Source organism: Streptomyces sp. NPDC050211 (assembly GCF_040656035.1).
Taxonomy (GTDB): Bacteria; Actinomycetota; Actinomycetes; order Streptomycetales; family Streptomycetaceae; genus Streptomyces.
In genome coordinates, this window is sequence record NZ_JBFALC010000040.1 from 5,382 (window position 1) to 23,824 (window position 18,443).

The window sequence follows — 18,443 nt, forward strand, 5'->3', positions numbered from 1 at the left end:
CGGTTTCGGTTATTGGTCGACGTCGGCCAATGGTTCTCCGGGGCTGCGCGGCTTGGTGGGTGCGTGTCCTGGGTTGTCGGCGGCGGCCCCGGCCAGGTGCCCCCCCCCCACGACGAGGAGTTCCTCGTGCAGCCGGGCGCAGCAGCCGCTGAGCAGCCGGGAGACATGCATCTGCGAGATCCCGAGCTGCTGGGCGATGCGGCTCTGCGTCATACCGCCGAAGAACCGCAGATAGAGGATGGTCCGCTCACGCTCGGGCAGCGCCCTCAGCACGGGCCCGGCGGCCACCCGGTCGACGACGACGTCATACGACGGATCCGGCCCACCGAGCCCGTCCGCCAGCGCGTACCCGTCCGTGCCGGGCATCTCCGCGTCCAGCGACAGCGCGGTGAAGCACTCCAGGGCCTCCATACCTGTCCGTACCTCGTCCTCGCTGAGCTGAGCGTACTCGGCGATCTCGGCGACGGTCGGAGCGCGCCCCGGAGTCGTGTGGGCCAGCTCCTTCGCCGCATGCCGGACCCGGTTGCGCAGATCCTGCACGCGGCGCGGCACGTGCAGCGTCCACATGTGGTCGCGGAAGTGCCGCTTGATCTCCCCGGTCACGGTCGGCACGGCGTACGCCTCGAAGGCCCTGCCGCGCGACGGGTCGTAGTGGTCGACGGCCTTCACCAGGCCCAGGGCGGCCACCTGGTAGAGGTCCTCCAGGGACTCCCCGCGCCCCTTGAAGCGGACCGCGATCCGCTCCGCCATGGGCAGCCAGGCCTCGACCAACTCGTCCCGGAGTGCCCTGCGCGCCGGCCCCTCGGGCAGCTGCGACAGCCGTTCGAACGCGGCCGCTGTGTCGGGGGCGTCATCATGCGGATGCTGCGTCGTTCTGCCGGCGCTACGCATCGTGCGCACCTCCCTCGGCAGGTGTGCTGGATGGACAGTCACCACGGGAGGCGCGGGCTCGGACCGGAACGAAAGGCACCGGGGACCCATCCCGGCCTCCACGGACGTGCCTCCGGTCCGAAGCACTGAAAGGTGGATTCCCCCACTCGGGGGAATCCAAACAATTTGGTGCATATCGACTCTTGACCTGACCTTGATGCAATGAGGAGGCGATTACCTCTGCTACAGAGCTAATCTCGACGGCATGGACGACGAGACCTTCCCGGAAGAGCTGGCCGACGCGCTCGTCGGGGTGCAGCGGCTGATCCGGCGCCGGCTGCGCCGGGAGATGGCCGCACCGCAGCTGCGCGGCGCCGAAGTGGAACTCCTGCGCCTGGTCGTGACCCGCCCCGGCATCGGCGTCTCGGACGCGGCCAAGGACCTGTATCTGGCGAGCAACTCGGTGTCGACGCTGGTCAACCGGCTGGCGACGGAGGGCTATCTGATCCGCGAGACGGACCCGGCCGACCGCCGGGCCGCGCGCCTGATGCCCACCCCCGCGGCGCGGAACCGGCTGCGCGCATGGCGCATCCGCCGCGCGGACCTCGTACGACAGCAGGTGGCCCGGCTCGACGAGGCGGACCGCGCGGCGCTCCGGGCGGCGATCCCGGCCCTGCGCACCCTCGCCGTCCATCTGCACGAGGAGGCCGAGGAGTCATGACCCCGGACGCATCGGCCGAACCGCCCGCCGCCATCTCCTGTACCGGGCTCACCTACTCCTTCGGCGACACGAACGCCGTGGACGGGCTCGACCTGGCCGTCCTGGAGGGCGAGTGCTTCGGGCTGCTCGGCCCCAACGGCGCCGGGAAGACCACGGCGATCCGCTGCATGACCACCCTCCTGCCGGTCCCCGCCGGCATGGTCCGCGTCTTCGGGCACGACGCCGCGAAGGACCGTATGGCCGTACGACGGCTGCTCGGCTACGTCCCGCAGCAGCTGTCCGCCGACGCCGGACTCACCGGCCGGGAGAACGTCGCCCTGTTCGCCCGCGTCTTCGACGTGCCGCGCCGCGAACGCGCCGAGCGTGTCCGGCAGGCCCTGGCCGCGGTCGGCCTCGCCGACGCCGCCGACCGGCTGGCCGGGACGTACTCCGGCGGCATGGTCCGGCGGCTGGAACTCGCGCAGGCTTTGGTCAGCGCGCCCCGGCTGCTCATCCTCGACGAGCCGACCATCGGGCTCGACCCGATCGCGCGCACCAGCGTGTGGGACCACATCAACGCCGTCCGTGCGGCCACCGGCATGACCGTGCTGGTGACCACCCACTACATGGACGAGGCCGATCAGTACTGCGACCGGGTCGGCCTGATGCACCACGGCCGCATCCGCGCCCTCGGCACTCCGGCGGAACTGCGCCAGGGGCTAGCGGCCCGCCGTGGCACGGACATGCTGCCCACCCTGGAGGACGTCTTCCGGGACATCGCCGGCAGCGGCCTCGACGACCAGTCAGGAGGTTTCCGCGATGTCCGAAGCACCCGCCGCACCGCCCGCCGGGTCGGCTGACCCCGCGTTCGGGCTGCTGCTGAAGACCCCGGAGCCCCGCGCGGGCTGGCGCCTGCTGCCCACCCGCGTCGTGGCGATGTGCGCCGTCGAACTGCAGAAGCTGCGCCACGACCGCACCGAGCTGTACACCCGCGCGGTCCAGCCCACCCTGTGGCTGCTGATCTTCGGCCAGACCTTCACCCGCTTCAAGGCGATCCCCACCGAGGGCATCCCCTACATCGACTATCTGGCGCCCGGGATCATCGCCCAGTCCGCGATGTTCATCGCCATCTTCTACGGCATCCAGATCATCTGGGAACGCGACGCCGGGATCCTCAACAAGCTCCTCGTCACGCCGACCCCGCGGGCCGCGCTGATCACCGGGAAGGCGTTCGCGGCCGGAGTGAAGTCGCTGATCCAGGCCGTCGTCGTGATCGCCATCGCCGCCGTGCTCGGCGTGGCACTGACCTGGAACCCGCTGCGGCTGCTCGGCGTCGCGGCGGTCGTGGTCCTCGGATCGGCCTTCTTCTCCTGCCTGTCGATGACCATCGCGGGGATCGTGCTCAGCCGCGACCGGCTGATGGGCTTCGGGCAGGCCATCACGATGCCGCTGTTCTTCGCCTCCAACGCCCTGTACCCCCTGTCCGTCATGCCGGGCTGGCTCCAGGCTGTCAGCAAGGTCAACCCGCTGAGCTATCAGGTCGACGCCCTGCGCGGCCTCCTCCTCGGCACCGACGCACACCTGGCGACCGACTTCGCGGTGCTCGTCGTGGCCGCCGCACTCGGCATCACCGCGGCCTCCGCGCTCCTCGGCCGGCTCGCCCGCTGATCAAGCCCGCGGACGTGATGTGCGGCACGCCCGCGAGGGCGGCCGCACGGCCCGGGAGCGGATTCTTCCTGCGCAGCGCTTGATCAGTGATCTAGGGGGCGAAATCGCTGGCCACAGCCCATTCCGCTCATTTGACAGTGCGCTGAGCGCACAGATAGGAAGCAGCTCTCTGAGGTCGAAGAGGTGCACCGTGTACGAGCCGAACGTGGTCGGGGACTGGCAGGAGTACGACGAGCAGGCCGGTCTGCGCGTTCGCGTCCACCAGCTCCGGGCGGCCGAGCCGCCGCGCGGACGTGACGACGCCGCCGAAGGGCTGACGTACTTCACTGTCCGGGTGACCGTCGAGAACCGCGGCGAGCGGCACTTCGGGATCCACCTGGAGGACGGGCAGATCGACGTGCGGGTCGGCCCCGACGGCGAGAGCGCGTTCATCGACTGGCGCAACTCGCAGTTCATCGAGGGCTTCGACGTGTACCCGCTGCGCCGCGCCACCGCCGTGCTGTTCGCGGCGGGCCCCGAAGCCGCCCTGAGCCAGGTCGACGTCCAGGTCCAGCTGCGGGTCGACGAGGAGTGGACCGACCGCAGGCTGTGGGCGGGCGGCGTCGGCCTCGACGAGGGACAGGCCGGTGCGCACACGGCCTCCGGCCGGGAGAGCCTGGCGCACCAGGTCAGCAACTTCCTGCGGGAGCAGGCGGAAGAAGGAACCGCCTGAGCGTCAGTGCGGGATGCCGTCGATGATCTCGCGTGCGCCCTGACGCAGCAGCGCCACGGCGACCGACGTGCCGAGAGTGGCGGGGTCGAGCCGCCCGGCCCATTCGTGGGCGTTGAGGCGGGTCTTGCCGTCGGGCGTGAACACACAGGCCCTCAGGGACAGTTCGCCACTCCGGTCGACCTGCGCGTATCCGGCGATCGGGCTGTTGCAGTGCCCTTGCAGAACGTGCAGGAACATACGCTCCGCGGTGGCCTCCCGATGCGTGTCCGGATGACCGAGGGCGCTGACCGCGTCGATGAGCTCGGTGTCGCCCTCCCGGCACTGCAGGGCGAGAACGCCCGCGCCGATCGGCGGCATCATGACCTCGGGGGAGAGCACCTCGCTGATCACGTCACGGCGGTCGATGCGTTCCAGCCCGGCGACCGCCAGCAGCAGCGCGTCCGCGTCACCTGCCGCCAGTTTCGCCAGCCGCCGGTTGGCGTTGCCGCGGAACGGCACGCACTGCAGCTGCGGGTGGGTGGCGGCCAGTTGGGCGACCCGGCGCACCGAGGAGGTGCCGATCCGGGTGCCGGCGGGCAACTCGTCCAGGGTGAGGCCGCCGGGATGGACGAGGGCGTCACGGATGTCGTCCCGCTTCAGGAACGCGGCGAACACCGTGCCCGCCGGGAGGGGGCGGTCGGCGGGCACGTCCTTCACGCAGTGCACCGCGAGATCGGCCTCACCGGCCAGCAGCGCGGCATCCACCTCCTTGGTGAACGCCCCCTTGCCCTCGACCTTCGACAGATCGCCGAGCCACTTGTCACCGGTCGTCTTCACCGGCACGACCTCGGTGCGCACACCGGGATGGACGGCGGTCAACTCGGCGCGGACACGCTCCACTTGGGCGAGCGCCATAGGCGAGTCCCGGGAGACGATGCGAATCAGATCGGGCACGGGCATGCGGACACGATAGACCCTCCGCGTCATCCGCCGGTCGCGGACGGCTCGACCACCGTTCAGTCGGCGACCTGGAGGCTGTACCGGAGTTTCTCCTTCGCCCGGGCGCCCAACCGGTCGTAGAAGCGGACCGCACCCTCGTTCCAGGCGGGCGTCTGCCACTGGACCTCGGTGATGCCCAGCCGCCGGGCCTCGTCGACCACCGCGTCCATCAGCAGGGGACCGAGGCCGAGGCCGCGATGGCCGGGGGCGAGGAAGAGGCAGTCCATGTGGAGGTACTCGCTCCCGTCCCAGGTGGAGATCTCGGGCGCGCAGGTGGCGTAGCCGACCAGTTCGCCGCCGGGCAGTTCGGCCACCAGGCAGCGCAGGCGCGGTGTCGGGGTGCCGAAGAGGAGCCCCGCGAGCCGTACCGCGAGGTCGGGAACGGGTGGCGCGGCGCGTTCGTAGGCCGCGTGCTGGGCGGCGAGTTCGGCCACGCGCTGCAGATCGGCGGGCTCGGCGGATCGGACGCGCGCAGTCACCGCAGTTCGCCCTGGACGGTGTCCGCGCTCCAAGCGGCGAGACGGTCCGCGACCGTCCCCGTGCCGTCGAGGACGCGCCGCGCATAGACGTCCCGTTCGTACGAAAGCACGGCCGCCTCCCACACGCACGGGGTCAGCCCGGCCCGCCCTGGCCGCAGCGACTCGGGCTGCCCCACCGGACCGGCGAACACGGCGAGATCGGACATGCATCCCTCGATCCACGTGTGGACCAGCACATAGTCCCCGTCGCCGCCCGCGTGCACGATCAGCACGGCGAGTCCCAGCGATCCCCGCAACCGGCCCAGCGCCAGGTGGTCTTCGGCGATCCGCAGCGCGGTTTCGGCGTCCCGTTCGGTCACCGTACGGCCGGGCGCCTCGATGGCGTACGACTTCACCAGGTGACCGGCGATCTCTCGCGTGCCCAACGGCCGGGTGGCGCGCCCGTGATGGCCCTCGGACAGACCGAGCAGGGACTTGGCGTCCACCGCCGAGGGGAGCCTTTCGTGCAGATCCATGCGCCCATCATCGGGTGCGGCGGCTTGATCGTCCACTGTCACGAAGGGTGCTCGCCGGGCGCCGGCAGATCGCCGTCGAGCACGAACTCGACCGTGTGATGCCCCGTCCCGTCCGCGGCCACCACGGCTTCGCCGCCGCGTCCGTCGACCATGCAGGACCGCACCCGGCTGCCGGACCCGGTCAGGGCGATGTCGAGCGTCATGCCCCGGTAGCGCAGTCCGCGCAGGCTCACCGGACCCCACCCCGCGGGCAGACAGGGACGCAACCGGAGTGCGTCCTCGGTGAAGGTCAGCCCGAACAGGCCCTCGTGCAGCAGTCGCAGATACGCCGTAGCCGACCAGGTCTGGTCGGGCTGTGACACGAAGTGCTCGGCGCGTCCGCTCCCGCCGGCCTGCCAGCCGCCGTCGACGGCCCCGCTCACGGAGTCGTACAGCTCGTGGAAACCGGTGCCGGAGAACAGCTCGGCGAGCAGGTCCACCGCGCGTGCGAACAGGTCGGTGCGGCCCGCGCCGGCGGCGGCCTGTCCGTACAGGCCGTGCACCATCGGCCAGACCATGACGTTGTGCCGCCCGGGTCTGGTGTCGTCGAAACGCGGGAAGTGCGGCCAGACGTTGACGATGCCGTGCGGCTGCCAGTGGGTGGTGTCCAGGACCTGTCGGGCCTGGTCGCGGTCCGCGACACCGAGGGCAAGGGCCAGCGCGAGCCCGGCGCCCTCCTGCGACGTGTCCGTCTGCCCGTTGCCATGGAGGAGGTAGGCGTACGTCCCGGCTTCGGGCCGCCACAGATGCCGGTCGACGGTCCGGCGCAGCTGTGCGGCGTCCGCACGCGAGGACGCCGCCCGATCCGGTTTTCCGAGTACGTCCGCCATGGCGGCCAGGGCCGACTGGGCGCCGTAGTAGAGGCAGTTGGTCGACAGGCACATCAGCCGGTCGGTGCCCGGATGGTCGAGGACGAACGAGGAGCGGACGCGGTCCGACGCGGGCGGGTCCGGGTAACCGGAGATTCCGTCGTTCATGAAGCCGGGTCCGCGGAACAGGCCGTGGGAGGCGTCGAGGTCACGCGCCCGGCGCGCGGCGAGGGTGTTGACGGACGTCTCGTACGCCTTGGCGAGGAAGGCTCGGTCGCCGGTGACGAGGTAGTGGTGCCAGGCGGCCGGGACCCACACGATCTGGTCCCACCACTGGTTGTCCTGCTGGACGATCAACCCGTCCGGACCGCGCTCGACGACCGACCACAGCGTGTTGCGGCCGACGTCCGGCGCCAGCAGGCTCACCGCGTGCCACGCGTTGACGGCCGCGTCCCGGGTCCACCGCTGTGGTGCGGGATAGCCGCCACCGGCCCGTACGACGGTGCCGGGAGGGTAGCCGAGCAGTCCGGCCCTGTCGTACACCGACGGGTCGGCGGGGACGGTGTGCGCGCCGGCCAGGTCCGTCAGCGCCTGTGCGTACAGGGCGCCGAGCCGCCGCTGGGTGGCCGGGTCTTCGAAGACGAGGGAGGGCATGGTGTACCCGTTCCCCACGGCCGCGGCTCGCGCACGCACGGGGACGGCGCCGGAACCGGCCGTTCCGAGCGCGGCCAGGAAACGCCGCCGTGAGATCCGCTGCTGCTCGTCGACCGCCATGTGCCGTCCTCCCGGACTCCCGGAGCCGGGGCGGCTCCGGGAGCTGGAGAACGAGCGGTCCGGCGATCGGTGCCGGGATCAGGCGTTGGGGTCGAACGCGATTCCGGACGGCTTGGCCGAGGCCAGGTGGGAGTTGAAGCTGCCGTCCTTCAGGCCGAAGTTGGCGCTGCCCCAGTTGGCCGCGACGAGCTTGTCGCGGACGCCCGAGGGGTAGCCGTTCCAGCCGACCAGCGGCGGGTACTGCCAGGTGCCCTCGTGGTTCTCCGGCGGCTCGTCGTTCGAGTTCGCCAGGCGGAAGCAGTGCGTGCTGATGCCGTCCTTGTGGTAGACGATCTTCGCGTGCGTGCCGTCGAAGCGGACCGACGAGGCGGCGCTGACGGTGAACGAGCCGTGGTTCGAGGTCGACACGTACTGCACCGCGTTGTTCTGCACCCACACCACGACGTGCTCCCAGTCGTGCCGGTGCCCGCCGATGCTGCTGCCCGCGACGGCCTGGTCCTTCTCGAAGTACAGGCCGTACATGTAGGCGCACCAGCCGTTGTTGCACTTGTAGCGGGAGTACCCGTTGGTGTTGTTCAGGTCCGAGGCGTCCCGGCAGCTGCCGTTCAGGGCACCGGTCGGGTTCAGGCCGCCGTTGAGAGTGCCGTCCGGGCCGATGGCCGGAGTGGAGTAGCAGCCGTCCGTGTCGTAGTCGAACGCGGGCTGATACGTCTGCTCGGCCGACTCCGCGTTGGCGGGCAGCGCTGTGGGGGGAGCCGCGAAGGCGGTGGTGGGGATGGCGATGACGAGAGCGACGGCACCGCCCAGGCCGGTGAGCCATCTCCGGCGGTGTATGGCGGACTTCTTTGACGACACTGCGTCCTCCTCTTGGTTCGGGCGCAGCCCAACGGCTGTGGGGGAAAGGGGAGTTCAGCATCCCGGACTCCTCCCTTCCGGCCAAGAGGTCACAGGCGTCCCAGTGGTGAAGCGCAGCCCAATAAACGGGAAGAGATGACGCCGTGTCACACAGGTTCGTCCGGTAGGTCCGCCGCCGACTCCTCCGGTGTGAGATCCGGCCTGAGCCGGAGCCAGGACGGCTGGCGCAGCATCCCCGCCCTGGTGCGGGTGCTGTAGCGGACCTCACCGACCAGCCGGGGCCGGACCCAGCGCGCGCCGGCCACCTGCGGGACGGGGTCGAAGGGGCAGACGTCCGATACGGCGGCCCGCAGCAGCCCGGCGAGCTGCTCCCGCTCGGGCTCGCTCCAGCCCGTGCCCACATTGCCGACGTAACGCAGCCGGCCCGCTGCCCGCTGGCCGACCAGGACGGCGCCGGGCAGGCCCGAGGCCAGGAGCCGGCCCTTGCCGGGCACCCAGCCGCCGACGACGACATCCGCACTGCGCATGTTCCGGATCTTGATCCAGAACCGGGAGCGCACCCCCGGCTCGTACACCGAGTCGAGCCGCTTGCAGACCAGCCCCTCCAGACCGTGCTCGCGCGTGGCCCGCAGGGCCTGCGCGCCATGGCCGACCATTGCGGCGGGCGTCGACCAGAACGGCCCCTCCAGGCCCAGCGCCTCCAACTCCCCGCGCCGCCGGGCATAGGAGAGAGGGAGCAAGGAGCGCCCTCCCAGGTGCATCACGTCGAACAGCACGAGATGGACCGGGCTTTGAGCAGCGAGACGGGCCGCGCGGGCGGGCGCGTGCGCCAGGCCCATCCGGGGCTGGAGCAGCTGGAAGTCGGCCCGGCCGTTGGCGTCCAGCGCCAGGATCTCCCCGTCCAGCACGGCTGGCGTGACGCCGAGCGCCGCACCCAGCGGCCGCAGTTCGGGGTAGGCGCCGGTGATCTCCTCCCCGGACCGCGCACGCAGCACCACGCTGCCGTCCCCGGCGAGATAGACCACCACCCGCTGCCCGTCCTGCTTGGTCTCGTAGGCCCAGCGGGCGTCCTGAGCGGCGGGCGGCAGGGTGCCCGGCGTGGCGAGCATGGGCGGGATCAGCGGCAGGGTGGTCACGGCTCAGTTGTCGACGGACCCGCCCGCCGCCACTCGTCCCGCCCGCGGGTTTCCCCTGAACGGCGCTGCCTACAGACTGCTCGCGGGCGTCAGCAGGTCGGCGAGGCCCACCCGGTGGAAGAACTCCGCCCGGATCCGGTCGGCCACCGCGGAGACCACCTCGCTGCCGTCGCGGCTGGGATCGACATGAACCCGGAACGGCCGTCGCCCCGCGGGCAGTTCGACGGCCCGTACGACGGCGTCGGCGACCTCCGAGACGTCCGCGTCCGGCGGGATCAGCCCGGCGAGCCGGATGTTGACGTCGTCCATCAGCGCCTTGTAGCGGGCGTCGTAGGCCGCGGCCCGGTCGGTGTCGGCGGGGGAACCGGCGTGCGCGAAGTGGTTCGTGCCGGAGGTGAAGGCGCCGGGGACCACGATCGTCGTGTCGACCCCGAACCGTATGAGCTCGGCCGCGTAGCTGACGGCCAGTGCGTCCATCGCCGCCTTGGCCGCGAAGTAGGGGGCGAGGAAGGGTGGGCAGCCGCCGCGGGTGCTGGAGGAGCCGATCCACACGAGGTGCCCCTCGCCCTGGCGACGCAGGTGGGGGAGCGCCGCGCGGTTGACGCGCTGGGTGCCGAGCACGTTGGTGTCGTAGACCTCGGCGAGCTGCTCGGGGGTGAAGGCCTCGGCCGGGCCAAGCACCATGTGGCCCGCGTTGTGGACCAGGGTGTCGAGACGGCCCTGCTCCTCGATGACGCGGGCGACGGCCGCGTCCGCGCTGTCCTGACTGGTGACGTCCAGCTCCACGGCCCGCAGGTCGACGCCGTGTTCGGCGGCGTGGGCGGCGAGTTCCGCGGCGGCCTGGGCGTTGCGGCTGCCGAGGGCGCGCATGCCCGCGTAGACGGTGTGGCCGCCAGGGGCGAGCGCGCGGACGGTGAGGGCACCGAAGCCGCTGGAGGCGCCGGTGACGAGGACTACCTTGCTGGCGTTCATGACGGGTCCTTGGGCAGTGAGAGGTGAGGAAGGGCCAGGGGCAAAGGGCTTGGTCGGCATGCGGCGGCAGAGGTCAGACGATGCCGCCGTTGGCGCGCAGCACCTGTCCGTTGACCCAGTGGCCGGCCGGGCTGACCAGGAAGGACACGACGGAGGCGATGTCCTGGGGGGTGCCCAGGCGCTCCAGTGGGGGCTGCGCGGCGAGGCGGGCGATGGTCTCCTCGTCCTTGCCGTCGAGGAACAGGTCGGTGGCGGTGGGGCCGGGGGCGACGGCGTTGACGGTCACGTCACGGCCGCGCAGCTCCCTGGCCAGGATCCGGGTGAGGGTCTCGACCGCGGCCTTGCCGGAGGCGTAGGCGCCGTAGCCGGGGAAGAGCAGTCCGACGACCGAGGTCGAGAAGTTGACGAGGGCGCCGCCCGGACGCAGCCGGCGCGCGGCCTGCTGGTCGACGACGAAGGCGCCGCGGACGTTGGTGCGGTACTGGGCGTCCAGCTCGTCGAGGTCGAGGTCCACGACGGGGGAGAGGGCCATCCGGCCGGCCGCGTGCACGACCGCGTCGACGCCGCCGTACGTGGCTTCCGCCAGGTCGAACATGGCGGCGACCTCGGCCTCGTCGGCGACGTCCGCGCGGGCGGCGACGGCGGTGCCCCCGGCGGCCTCGATGGTGTGCACGGCCTCCTCTGCCGCGTTCTTGTTGCCCGCGTACCCGACGACGACGGCGAATCCGTCGGCGGCGAGCTGCTGGGCGACCTGCCGTCCGATGCCGCGCGAGGCGCCGGTGACGATTGCGACGCGCTGGGCTGTCTGCTGCGGAGTGGTCATGACGGGTCCTTTCGTAGCGCTGCTACGTTGATTACGGATCGACGATAACACAGTTTCGTATCGCTGGTAACCCGCAACTCGTATCGATGCTACGAATGGCGTACTGTGAACGCATGGATGCGAGGGAAAAGATCCTGGAAGCGGCTGCCGAACTGCTCGCCGCCGCGCCGGTCGCCGATGTCTCGACGCGCGCCGTGTGCGAGGCGGCCGGAGTGGGGGCGCCGATGCTCTACCGGCTCTTCGGCGACAAGGCCGGGCTGCTGTCCGCGGTGGTCGACCGGGGATTCGAGCAGTACCTCGCGTCCAAGCGGGCGGCCCGCCCCAGCGACGACCCGGTCGCCGACCTGCGGAGCGGCTGGGACAACCACATGCGGTTCGCGCTGGACCACCCCAATTACTACCGCCTGATGTACTCACCCGAACTCACCGCACCGCCCGCCGCGGCCAAGGAGGCGCACGACCTGCTGCACGGCATCCTGGAGCGGTGTGCGGCGGCCGGGCGGCTGACCGTTCCGCCCGCCGTCGCGACCCGGGTGATCATGTCGGCGAACGTCGGAGCCGCCCTGTCGATGCTCACCCGGCCCGAGCAGTACCCCGATCCCCAGTTCTCGGCCCGGTTGCGCGACGCCGTGATCGATTCGCTGACCCGCCCGGGCGACGCGGCCGTACGCCATGAGGACGCGGCCGTGCCAGTGGCGGCTGCCACCCTCGCAGCCCGCTTGCGGGCCGAACAGCCACAGGAGCTGACCCCGGCGGAGGCGGCGCTGCTTCAGCAGTGGCTGGAGAGACTCTCCACGAAGTGACGCGTCAGTGGTCCGCGGGCGGCGGCTGTGCGAGCCCCACTGGTAGGCCCTTCCACGCCAGTAGGCTTCCGTCCTTGGAACTCGCCGTCGACGCGGCGGACCTGCGGCGGCTCGAGGGACTGGCCGTCGGAGGGCTGAGGGAAGTCCCGGTGAAGTGGTGATCATGGCGGGCAGGGCGATACGTGCGGAACAGGTCAACGCGACCCGCGAGCTGATCCTGACCGCGGCCGAGCGGCTGTTCGCCGAGCGGGGCGTGTACGCGGTGTCCAACCGTCAGGTCAGCGAGGCCGCCGGGCAGGGCAACAACGCCGCCGTCGGCTACCACTTCGGCACCAAGGCCGACCTGATCCGCGCCATTGTCCGCAAGCACGACGGGCGCATCGAGGAGATCCGGTCCCGGCTGCTGGCCCAGATCGGCGACTCCACCGACGTACGCGACTGGGTGGACTGCCTGGTGCGCCCCGTACCCGAACATCTCGCGGCCCTGGGCAGCCCCACCTGGTACGCCCGCTTCTGCGCCCAGGTGATGACCGACCCCGCGCTGTACGAGATCATGATCGAGGAGTCTCTCGGCTCGCCCACCTTGCGGCAGGTCATCGACGGTCTGCGGCGCTGTCTGCCCGACCTGCCGGCCGACGTGCGTGCCGAACGCGGCGACATGGCACGCCATCTGATCCTGCACGTCTCCGCCGAACGGGAGCGCGCGCTCGCCGAGAACGTCTCCACCCCGAGGGCCAATTGGAACGACGCCGCGACCGGGCTGACGGACGCGGTCGTCGGCATCTGGCTGGCTCCCGTGACACCGAGCCCCTGAGCTGAGCTTGGGTGGCCCCCAGGGATCCCCATGCCGCAGCGCCTGCGTCGGGGCGGATCAGCCGCTATTACATCCGGAAACCCGCGGGCCCTCGCACTGCGGCGGCGGCGAGTTCACTGACCCGGGCGACCGGTACGGGCACGCCGGGCGCCTGCTGGGCCCAGGCCACGAATTCCTTGGCGGTGAGGCCGGACGGCGGTTGTCCCACGTACGGGATGGCGTACAACGGGGTGTTGGGTTCGCTGCGCCAGCTGTCGACCAGTGTGCCGAGGTCTACCGCGTCGAAGCCGAGAACGTCCAGCAGGTCGGCCACCTCCTTCTTGGCGTCCGGATCGTCGCCGGAAAGTGGCAGCGCGGTGCGGTCGGGGGCTCCGGTCGGGCGGAACAGCTCCATCAACTGCTTGGGGCCGATGTTGTGCAATGCCTTCACCACCTGGGCATCCGCGAGGTGACGCTGCACCAGTTCGCTGGAGGTCAGCTCGTTGCTGTCGAGTTCCGGCACTTCGAAGTCGGAATGTGGCGCGTAGTTCATCGGGTCGATCACGGTCTTGCCGGCAAGCTCCGCCCGGGGCAGTTGCTCGTAGGCGGCCAACGGCACGGCCGCGAGGACCAGGTCACCGGCGCTTGCTGCTTCGGCCGGGGTGGCCGCGCGGGCCCGCTCGCCGAGCTCCGCAACGAGATCGGCCAGCGTCTCGGGGCCGCGTGAGTTGCTCAGGACGACGTTCAGGCCGGCGTCGACGGCGCGGCGGGCGGCCCCGAGGCCGACCATGCCGGTGCCGATGACGCCGAGGGTTGTTGTGCTCACTCTGTTCTCCGTTCGCATGTCCCCGCGTCGCGGCATCCGGCGGGTAGGGCCGCTCTGGCGGGCTCGTACCCATCACAGCCGGAGTGACCTGCGCGAACAATGACCAGAAACGCTCAGCAGCAATCACATCGTGTGATAGATCAGGCAGATGGAACTGAGAGCGCTGCAGTACTTCGTGACCGTCGCCGAGGACCTGCACTTCGGGCGCGCAGCGCAACGGCTGGGCATAGTGCAGCCGGCGGTGAGCCAGCAGATCGCCCGGCTCGAACGCGAGCTCGGCGTGCGCCTGCTCGACCGCACCTCACGCCGGGTACGGCTCACCCCGGCCGGCGAACGAGTGCTCGCTGCGGCCCGTAAGACCCTCGCTGCGGCGGCCCGGGTGCGGGTGGTTGCCGGAGAACCGGCGGCCGTCCTGCGGATCGGGGTGGCGTCCTGCGTCACCCGACGGCTTGACCGGGCGGTGGGCCGCCTGAGCGACAGCGAACGCCCCGCCGAGCCGACACTGGTCGACCTGCCGGTGGCCGCGCGACTCGACGCCGTCCGCGACGGCGAGCTGGACCTGGCGCTGGTGCGGGGCGCGCTCACCTCCGCGGCAGTGACGGTGGTGCGCGCCTGGTCCGAGCCGCTGCACGCGGTGCTCGCGCGTGAACACCCCGCCGCCTGCAAGCCCGCGGTCAGCCTGCACGACCTCGATCCGTACGGTCTGCGGCTACCTGCCCGCGACAGTGACCCGCCGATGCATGACGCGATCCTCGCCGCCCTGCCCGTGGCCCCGCTGCGGCCGCCTGCCGGGGACATGCTCAACGTGCTGTTCGAGGTGGGCCGGGATGCCGAGGGCTGGACGCTGATGCCGGCCGAGCAGCTCGACGGGTCCCGCTCCGAGCGGCTGCTCCAGCTGCCGCTCGACCCGCCGGTCACCGTCGACGGCCACGTCGTCACCTCACTGGCCACCCCAGAGCCGTGCGTGGCGTCGTACGTGGCCGCGTTCGCGGATTGAACTTCCGCCTCAAGGGGACACGCTGTTCGAGCTGACCGACGCGTTGCTGCACGCGGATGGACCGGTGACGGCGCCGGTGGAACCGCGGGAACGTCGATGTGCCGCGGCTGCGGCAGGTGCTGGCAGGGCTGCCGCAGCCCGAGGCAGCCGACGAGCGCCTGGTCCTGGCGGTGGGCGTCACCGACTGGCTCTGGCTCCGGCCGGACGCGCCGACCAGCCCGGAACGCTTGTTCAGTCAAGGACCGCGGTGGCTTCGATCTCAACCAGATGCTCGGGGACGTCCAGCGCCGCGACGCCGATCAGCGTGGCCGGCGGCACCGGAGTGACCACCAGCTTCGCGGCCGCCCTGGAGATTCCCTCCAGGAGCGGGGGCATCTTGTCGGCCGTCCAGTCGACGACGTAGAAGGTCAGTTTCGCCACGTCGTCGAAGGAACCGCCGGCCTCGGCCAGCGCGGTGGCGATGTTGAGGTAGCTCTGCTCCACCTGGGCGGCGAGATCGCCCTCGATGGTGACGCCTTCCGCGTCCCAGGCGACCTGCCCGGCGATGAAGACCAGCTTCGAGCCGGAGGCGATCGCCACCTGCCGGTAGACATCGATTTTCGGCAGTCCCTCGGGGTTTCTCAGGGTGATGGCCATGCTGTCCGTCTCCTTGTCCGGGCTCCTGAAAGCCTGTGTTCGTCAAACCAGGCAACGTGGTCTCTAGCAGTTACTCAGGAACCACAGGAGAGTGTGCGTTGACATGGAAGAACGCACTTTTCGGTGACTGGGGAACCTGATGGTGACCAAGCAGTTCGGCGGCTCGGCCGAGGATGCCGACCTGCGGCCTGCCGATTCCACGGACTGCGGGCGACGGTCGACGGGATGCGTGACTGGGCCTACCGGTACTTCTGGCACGTCGAGTCCGCCCGGCGGCGCTTCGAAGCCTGACGGTCGGTCAATGCGGAGGCGAATGCTTGAGTTAGGCAAGTAGAAGGGTAGGGTGCTCGGTATGTCGCCCTTGTCGCCGACGGTCGCCCCGTCACCGGAAGCGGTCGAGATCGAGCGGGCCCTCACCCGTGCCGCCTACCTGAACGCCAGTGCCCGGCGGCACGCCGTGCTGACGGCGCTGGCCCAGCTGCTCGCCGTGGAGGCATCCCATGTCACCCGGCAGGTGCGGCAGTTGGAGAGATCCGGTCATGTCGAGCGCGTCCGCGACCCGGATGACAGACGCGCACTGCGCGTGCGTCCGACGCCCCTCGGTATGGACGCCGTCGCCCGCATCCGTGACATCGGCACACGCGGCATGCAACTCGCCCTCGCCGACTGGTCGCCTGAGGAACTGCGGCAACTGGCCCTGCTCTTCGGGCGGATGGTCGACGCCCTCCTCACGTACGCCGCCGACGAGGGCCAGGCGCCCCATGCCCCTAGAGGCTGACGGACGTGTCCATGGATGAAGGCATCAGCCCGAAACCGGTACTCGCCCGAGGGTCCGGTCAGCGCGTCCTGATCGCCGCCGGCGAACCCGACACCACCGAACTCCTGACAACCACACTCACCTTGGCGGGCTACCGCATCAGCGTGGCCGACAGCGGGGCCTCCGCGCTCGCCCGGGTCCTGGAGAGCCGGTTCGACCTGGTGGTCTTCGACGCCACCCTGCCCGACGTGCCGGGCCTCGGCCGGGAACGCAGACCGCCCGCCGAGCTCCGCCCGCCGGTCCTGTTCCTGACGGCGTACGACACCCTCGACACCCTCCTGCCCGAACTCGGCCTGGGTGAGCGGGACTACGTCACCAAGCCCTTCCGTGTGGCCGAAGTCCTCGCCCGCGCCCGGGTCCTGCTGCGCGGCACCGGCCCCGCGCGGGCCCGTGACTGCGCCCTCCGTCACCAGGATCTGTCCCTGGACGACTCCCTGTGCCAGGCGCGGCGCGGGACTCGCGTGCTCGCCCTCACGCCCGCGGAGTACCGGCTTCTCCGCTACCTCCTGGTCAACGAGCACCAGGTGCTGACCAAGGAGCAGATCGGCCGTTACGTCTGGGGCGACTTCCGCGGCGACAACGCCATCGAGCAACTCGTCTCACGGCTGAGGCGCAAGGTGGACCGCGACGCCCCCGCGCTGATCCACACCAGGCGGGGCTTCGGCTACTGGCTGGGCGGCGAGGAGGGCGGAGCCTGACGGGCTCCGAGAGCAAATCGGGTGGCGTCGGCAGGCCCTTTGTGCGGGCGGTGTCGCGACGGGTGGCGCCGCCCGTTTCGCCGTTGCCGGAAAGATCTGGTGCCGTCAACTTCCTTGTTCGATAGGGGAGTTAGACGTGGACGAGATGTGATCCGGGTCACGTCAGCCTTCTGTCAGGGAACTGACCGGAAGGCGTCAGCCCAGCCTGTTTGCATGTGCTCATCGAGGCCTCGACGACTTGATCCCGGCGCTCCGCCTCCCACGGAGCCCCCACCACCGAGGAGAGCCATGGCCGACACCCTGACCGGCGCCCCGTCCGACACGGCCCCGGAGGCACCCCACTACCCCATGCAGCGCGATGCCCGGTGCCCCCTCGCGCCGCCGCCGGCCGTGCATCCGATCCGGGAGACGAAACCGATCAGCAGGGTGCGGATCTGGAACGGCACGACCCCCTGGCTGATCGCCCGGCACGCGGATCAGCGCACCCTGCTCACCGACCCGCGGGTCAGCGACGACGACCTCGACCCCGGTTTCCCCTACGTCAACGCGCACCGGGCGGACATCGCTCCCCGCACCCCGCGGCTCATCACCAACACCGACGCGCCCGAGCACACCCGGCTGCGCCGCTCGGTCAACGCCCCGTTCATCGTCAAGCGGATCGAGGCCATGCGGCCGTACATCCAGAAGCTCGTCGACGACCTCATAGACGCCATGCTGGCGGGGCCGAACCCCGCCGACCTGCTCACCGCGGTCGCGCTGCCCCTGCCCTCGCTGGTGATCGCCGAGCTGCTCGGAGTGCCGTACCAGGACCACGACTTCTTCCAGCGCAGCAGCAGCCTCGTCCTGGACAGCTCGGCGGACCCGGCGGAGGCACGGCGGGCGGGCGGTGCGCTGAGCAAGTACCTGGACGACCTGCTCACCGAGAAGCTGGACAACCCCGCCGACGACGTGGTGTCCGAGATGGGCGGCAAGGTCAAGGCGGGGGAGATGACCCACTCCGAGGCGGTCCATATGGGCGTCGCCATGCTGATCGCCGGGCATGAGACCACGGCCACCATGATCAGTCTCGGCACGCTTGCTCTGCTGGAGAACCCCGACCAGCTCGCCCTGTTCCGGGAGACCGACGACCCCAAGGTGATCGGGGGCGCGGTCGACGAGCTGCTGCGCTACCTGTCCATCGTGCAGACCGGAGTACGCCGGGTCGCCAAGGCGGACATCGAGATCGGTGACCAGGTCATCCGCAAGGGCGAGGGCATGATCTTCGACCTGCACGTCGCGAACTGGGACCCCGAGGCGTTCCCCGAGGCCGAGCGGCTCGACATCACCCGCTCCGCCCGCCGGCACCAGGCCTTCGGCTACGGCCCCCACCAGTGCCTCGGGCAGAACCTCGCCCGCCTCGAACTCCAGGTCGTCTACGGCACCCTCTACCGCCGTGTCCCCACCCTGCGCCTCGCCGCCCCGATCGAGCAGCTCGCCTTCGACCACACCGGGACTACATACGGCGTCAAGTGCCTGCCTGTGGCCTGGTGACCGACCTCCAGTA

General features: G+C 70.9%; 21 protein-coding genes and 1 pseudogene. 11 read left to right on the top strand and 11 right to left on the bottom strand.

The window, feature by feature from the left end:
* Positions 1 to 9 precede the first annotated feature (9 nt).
* Entirely contained in the window at positions 10 to 891 is an 882-nt protein-coding gene (locus AB0I98_RS31630) for an RNA polymerase sigma factor SigF (protein ID WP_362947958.1), read from the bottom strand.
* Between the two features lie 244 nt (positions 892 to 1,135).
* Between AB0I98_RS31630 and AB0I98_RS31635 the strand changes: the two genes are divergently transcribed.
* The 4 genes from AB0I98_RS31635 (at position 1,136) to AB0I98_RS31650 (ending at position 3,950) form a co-directional block, all read left to right on the top strand.
* Complete coding sequence (locus AB0I98_RS31635) at positions 1,136 to 1,591, top strand: MarR family winged helix-turn-helix transcriptional regulator (protein WP_362947960.1); 456 nt, start codon at positions 1,136 to 1,138, stop codon at positions 1,589 to 1,591.
* Positions 1,588 to 2,430, top strand: a complete 843-nt coding sequence (locus tag AB0I98_RS31640; protein WP_362947962.1) for an ATP-binding cassette domain-containing protein — start codon at positions 1,588 to 1,590, stop codon at positions 2,428 to 2,430. Before AB0I98_RS31635 ends, AB0I98_RS31640 begins: the two co-directional genes overlap by 4 nt.
* Positions 2,390 to 3,238, top strand: coding sequence for an ABC transporter permease (locus tag AB0I98_RS31645; RefSeq protein ID WP_362947964.1), 849 nt, complete (start codon positions 2,390 to 2,392; stop codon positions 3,236 to 3,238). Before AB0I98_RS31640 ends, AB0I98_RS31645 begins: the two co-directional genes overlap by 41 nt.
* A gap of 190 nt (positions 3,239 to 3,428) precedes the next feature.
* Complete coding sequence (locus AB0I98_RS31650) at positions 3,429 to 3,950, top strand: hypothetical protein (RefSeq protein WP_362947966.1); 522 nt, start codon at positions 3,429 to 3,431, stop codon at positions 3,948 to 3,950.
* Between the two features lie 3 nt (positions 3,951 to 3,953).
* Here the strand turns inward: AB0I98_RS31650 and hemC are convergent, their stop codons facing one another.
* The 8 genes from hemC to AB0I98_RS31690 all read right to left on the bottom strand — a co-directional run bounded on the left by hemC (position 3,954) and on the right by AB0I98_RS31690 (position 11,330).
* Positions 3,954 to 4,889, bottom strand: a complete 936-nt coding sequence (gene hemC, locus AB0I98_RS31655; protein ID WP_362947968.1) for a hydroxymethylbilane synthase — start codon at positions 4,887 to 4,889, stop codon at positions 3,954 to 3,956.
* A 56-nt stretch (positions 4,890 to 4,945) separates the two neighbouring features.
* A complete protein-coding gene (locus tag AB0I98_RS31660; RefSeq protein ID WP_362947970.1) occupies positions 4,946 to 5,407 on the bottom strand; it encodes a GNAT family N-acetyltransferase in 462 nt (153 codons plus the stop codon).
* The gene (locus AB0I98_RS31665) at positions 5,404 to 5,922 is read right to left on the bottom strand and encodes a hypothetical protein (protein WP_362947971.1); all 519 of its coding nucleotides are present in this window, start codon (positions 5,920 to 5,922) and stop codon (positions 5,404 to 5,406) included. The genes AB0I98_RS31660 and AB0I98_RS31665 overlap by 4 nt, the downstream gene beginning before the upstream one ends.
* 38 nt (positions 5,923 to 5,960) lie before the next feature.
* Positions 5,961 to 7,544: a glycosyl hydrolase family 65 protein gene (locus AB0I98_RS31670; protein WP_362947973.1), complete on the bottom strand. Its 1,584-nt coding sequence runs from the start codon at positions 7,542 to 7,544 to the stop codon at positions 5,961 to 5,963.
* 78 nt (positions 7,545 to 7,622) lie between these two features.
* Complete coding sequence (locus tag AB0I98_RS31675; protein ID WP_362947975.1) at positions 7,623 to 8,399, bottom strand: NPP1 family protein; 777 nt, start codon at positions 8,397 to 8,399, stop codon at positions 7,623 to 7,625.
* 146 nt (positions 8,400 to 8,545) lie between these two features.
* Positions 8,546 to 9,508, bottom strand: a complete 963-nt coding sequence (locus AB0I98_RS31680) for an ATP-dependent DNA ligase (RefSeq protein WP_362948086.1) — start codon at positions 9,506 to 9,508, stop codon at positions 8,546 to 8,548.
* Positions 9,509 to 9,604: 96 nt separating this feature from the next.
* The gene (locus AB0I98_RS31685; RefSeq protein ID WP_362947977.1) at positions 9,605 to 10,507 is read right to left on the bottom strand and encodes an SDR family oxidoreductase; all 903 of its coding nucleotides are present in this window, start codon (positions 10,505 to 10,507) and stop codon (positions 9,605 to 9,607) included.
* 73 nt (positions 10,508 to 10,580) lie between these two features.
* The gene (locus AB0I98_RS31690) at positions 10,581 to 11,330 is read right to left on the bottom strand and encodes an SDR family oxidoreductase (RefSeq protein ID WP_362947979.1); all 750 of its coding nucleotides are present in this window, start codon (positions 11,328 to 11,330) and stop codon (positions 10,581 to 10,583) included.
* A gap of 113 nt (positions 11,331 to 11,443) precedes the next feature.
* Here AB0I98_RS31690 and AB0I98_RS31695 point away from each other — a divergent pair, with 113 nt between their 5' ends.
* Together AB0I98_RS31695 and AB0I98_RS31700 are read left to right on the top strand one after the other, a co-directional pair.
* On the top strand, positions 11,444 to 12,133 hold the full coding sequence (locus AB0I98_RS31695; RefSeq protein ID WP_362947980.1) for a TetR/AcrR family transcriptional regulator: 690 nt from the start codon (positions 11,444 to 11,446) through the stop codon (positions 12,131 to 12,133).
* 163 nt (positions 12,134 to 12,296) lie between these two features.
* Complete coding sequence (locus AB0I98_RS31700) at positions 12,297 to 12,947, top strand: TetR family transcriptional regulator (protein ID WP_362947981.1); 651 nt, start codon at positions 12,297 to 12,299, stop codon at positions 12,945 to 12,947.
* 67 nt (positions 12,948 to 13,014) lie between these two features.
* Here the strand turns inward: AB0I98_RS31700 and AB0I98_RS31705 are convergent, their stop codons facing one another.
* On the bottom strand, positions 13,015 to 13,770 hold the full coding sequence (locus tag AB0I98_RS31705) for an NAD(P)-binding domain-containing protein (protein ID WP_362947983.1): 756 nt from the start codon (positions 13,768 to 13,770) through the stop codon (positions 13,015 to 13,017).
* A 130-nt stretch (positions 13,771 to 13,900) separates the two neighbouring features.
* Between AB0I98_RS31705 and AB0I98_RS31710 the strand changes: the two genes are divergently transcribed.
* On the top strand, positions 13,901 to 14,749 hold the full coding sequence (locus tag AB0I98_RS31710) for a LysR family transcriptional regulator (RefSeq protein WP_362947985.1): 849 nt from the start codon (positions 13,901 to 13,903) through the stop codon (positions 14,747 to 14,749).
* Positions 14,745 to 14,982: pseudogene (locus tag AB0I98_RS31715) on the top strand (transposase); the annotation flags it as partial. The gene AB0I98_RS31710 and the pseudogene AB0I98_RS31715, both read left to right, overlap by 5 nt.
* Here AB0I98_RS31715 and AB0I98_RS31720 read toward each other — a convergent pair.
* Complete coding sequence (locus AB0I98_RS31720; RefSeq protein ID WP_362947986.1) at positions 14,981 to 15,385, bottom strand: RidA family protein; 405 nt, start codon at positions 15,383 to 15,385, stop codon at positions 14,981 to 14,983. The pseudogene AB0I98_RS31715 and the gene AB0I98_RS31720 sit on opposite strands and share 2 nt — an antisense overlap.
* Before the next feature lie 352 nt (positions 15,386 to 15,737).
* On the opposite strand from AB0I98_RS31720, the gene AB0I98_RS31725 reads away from it, so the two are divergent.
* From AB0I98_RS31725 to AB0I98_RS31735, 3 genes are all read left to right on the top strand, one after another.
* The gene (locus AB0I98_RS31725) at positions 15,738 to 16,163 is read left to right on the top strand and encodes a MarR family transcriptional regulator (protein WP_362947988.1); all 426 of its coding nucleotides are present in this window, start codon (positions 15,738 to 15,740) and stop codon (positions 16,161 to 16,163) included.
* 11 nt (positions 16,164 to 16,174) lie between these two features.
* Positions 16,175 to 16,900, top strand: coding sequence for a response regulator transcription factor (locus tag AB0I98_RS31730; protein WP_362947989.1), 726 nt, complete (start codon positions 16,175 to 16,177; stop codon positions 16,898 to 16,900).
* A gap of 288 nt (positions 16,901 to 17,188) precedes the next feature.
* On the top strand, positions 17,189 to 18,430 hold the full coding sequence (locus AB0I98_RS31735) for a cytochrome P450 (RefSeq protein WP_362947990.1): 1,242 nt from the start codon (positions 17,189 to 17,191) through the stop codon (positions 18,428 to 18,430).
* Positions 18,431 to 18,443: the final 13 nt, after the last annotated feature.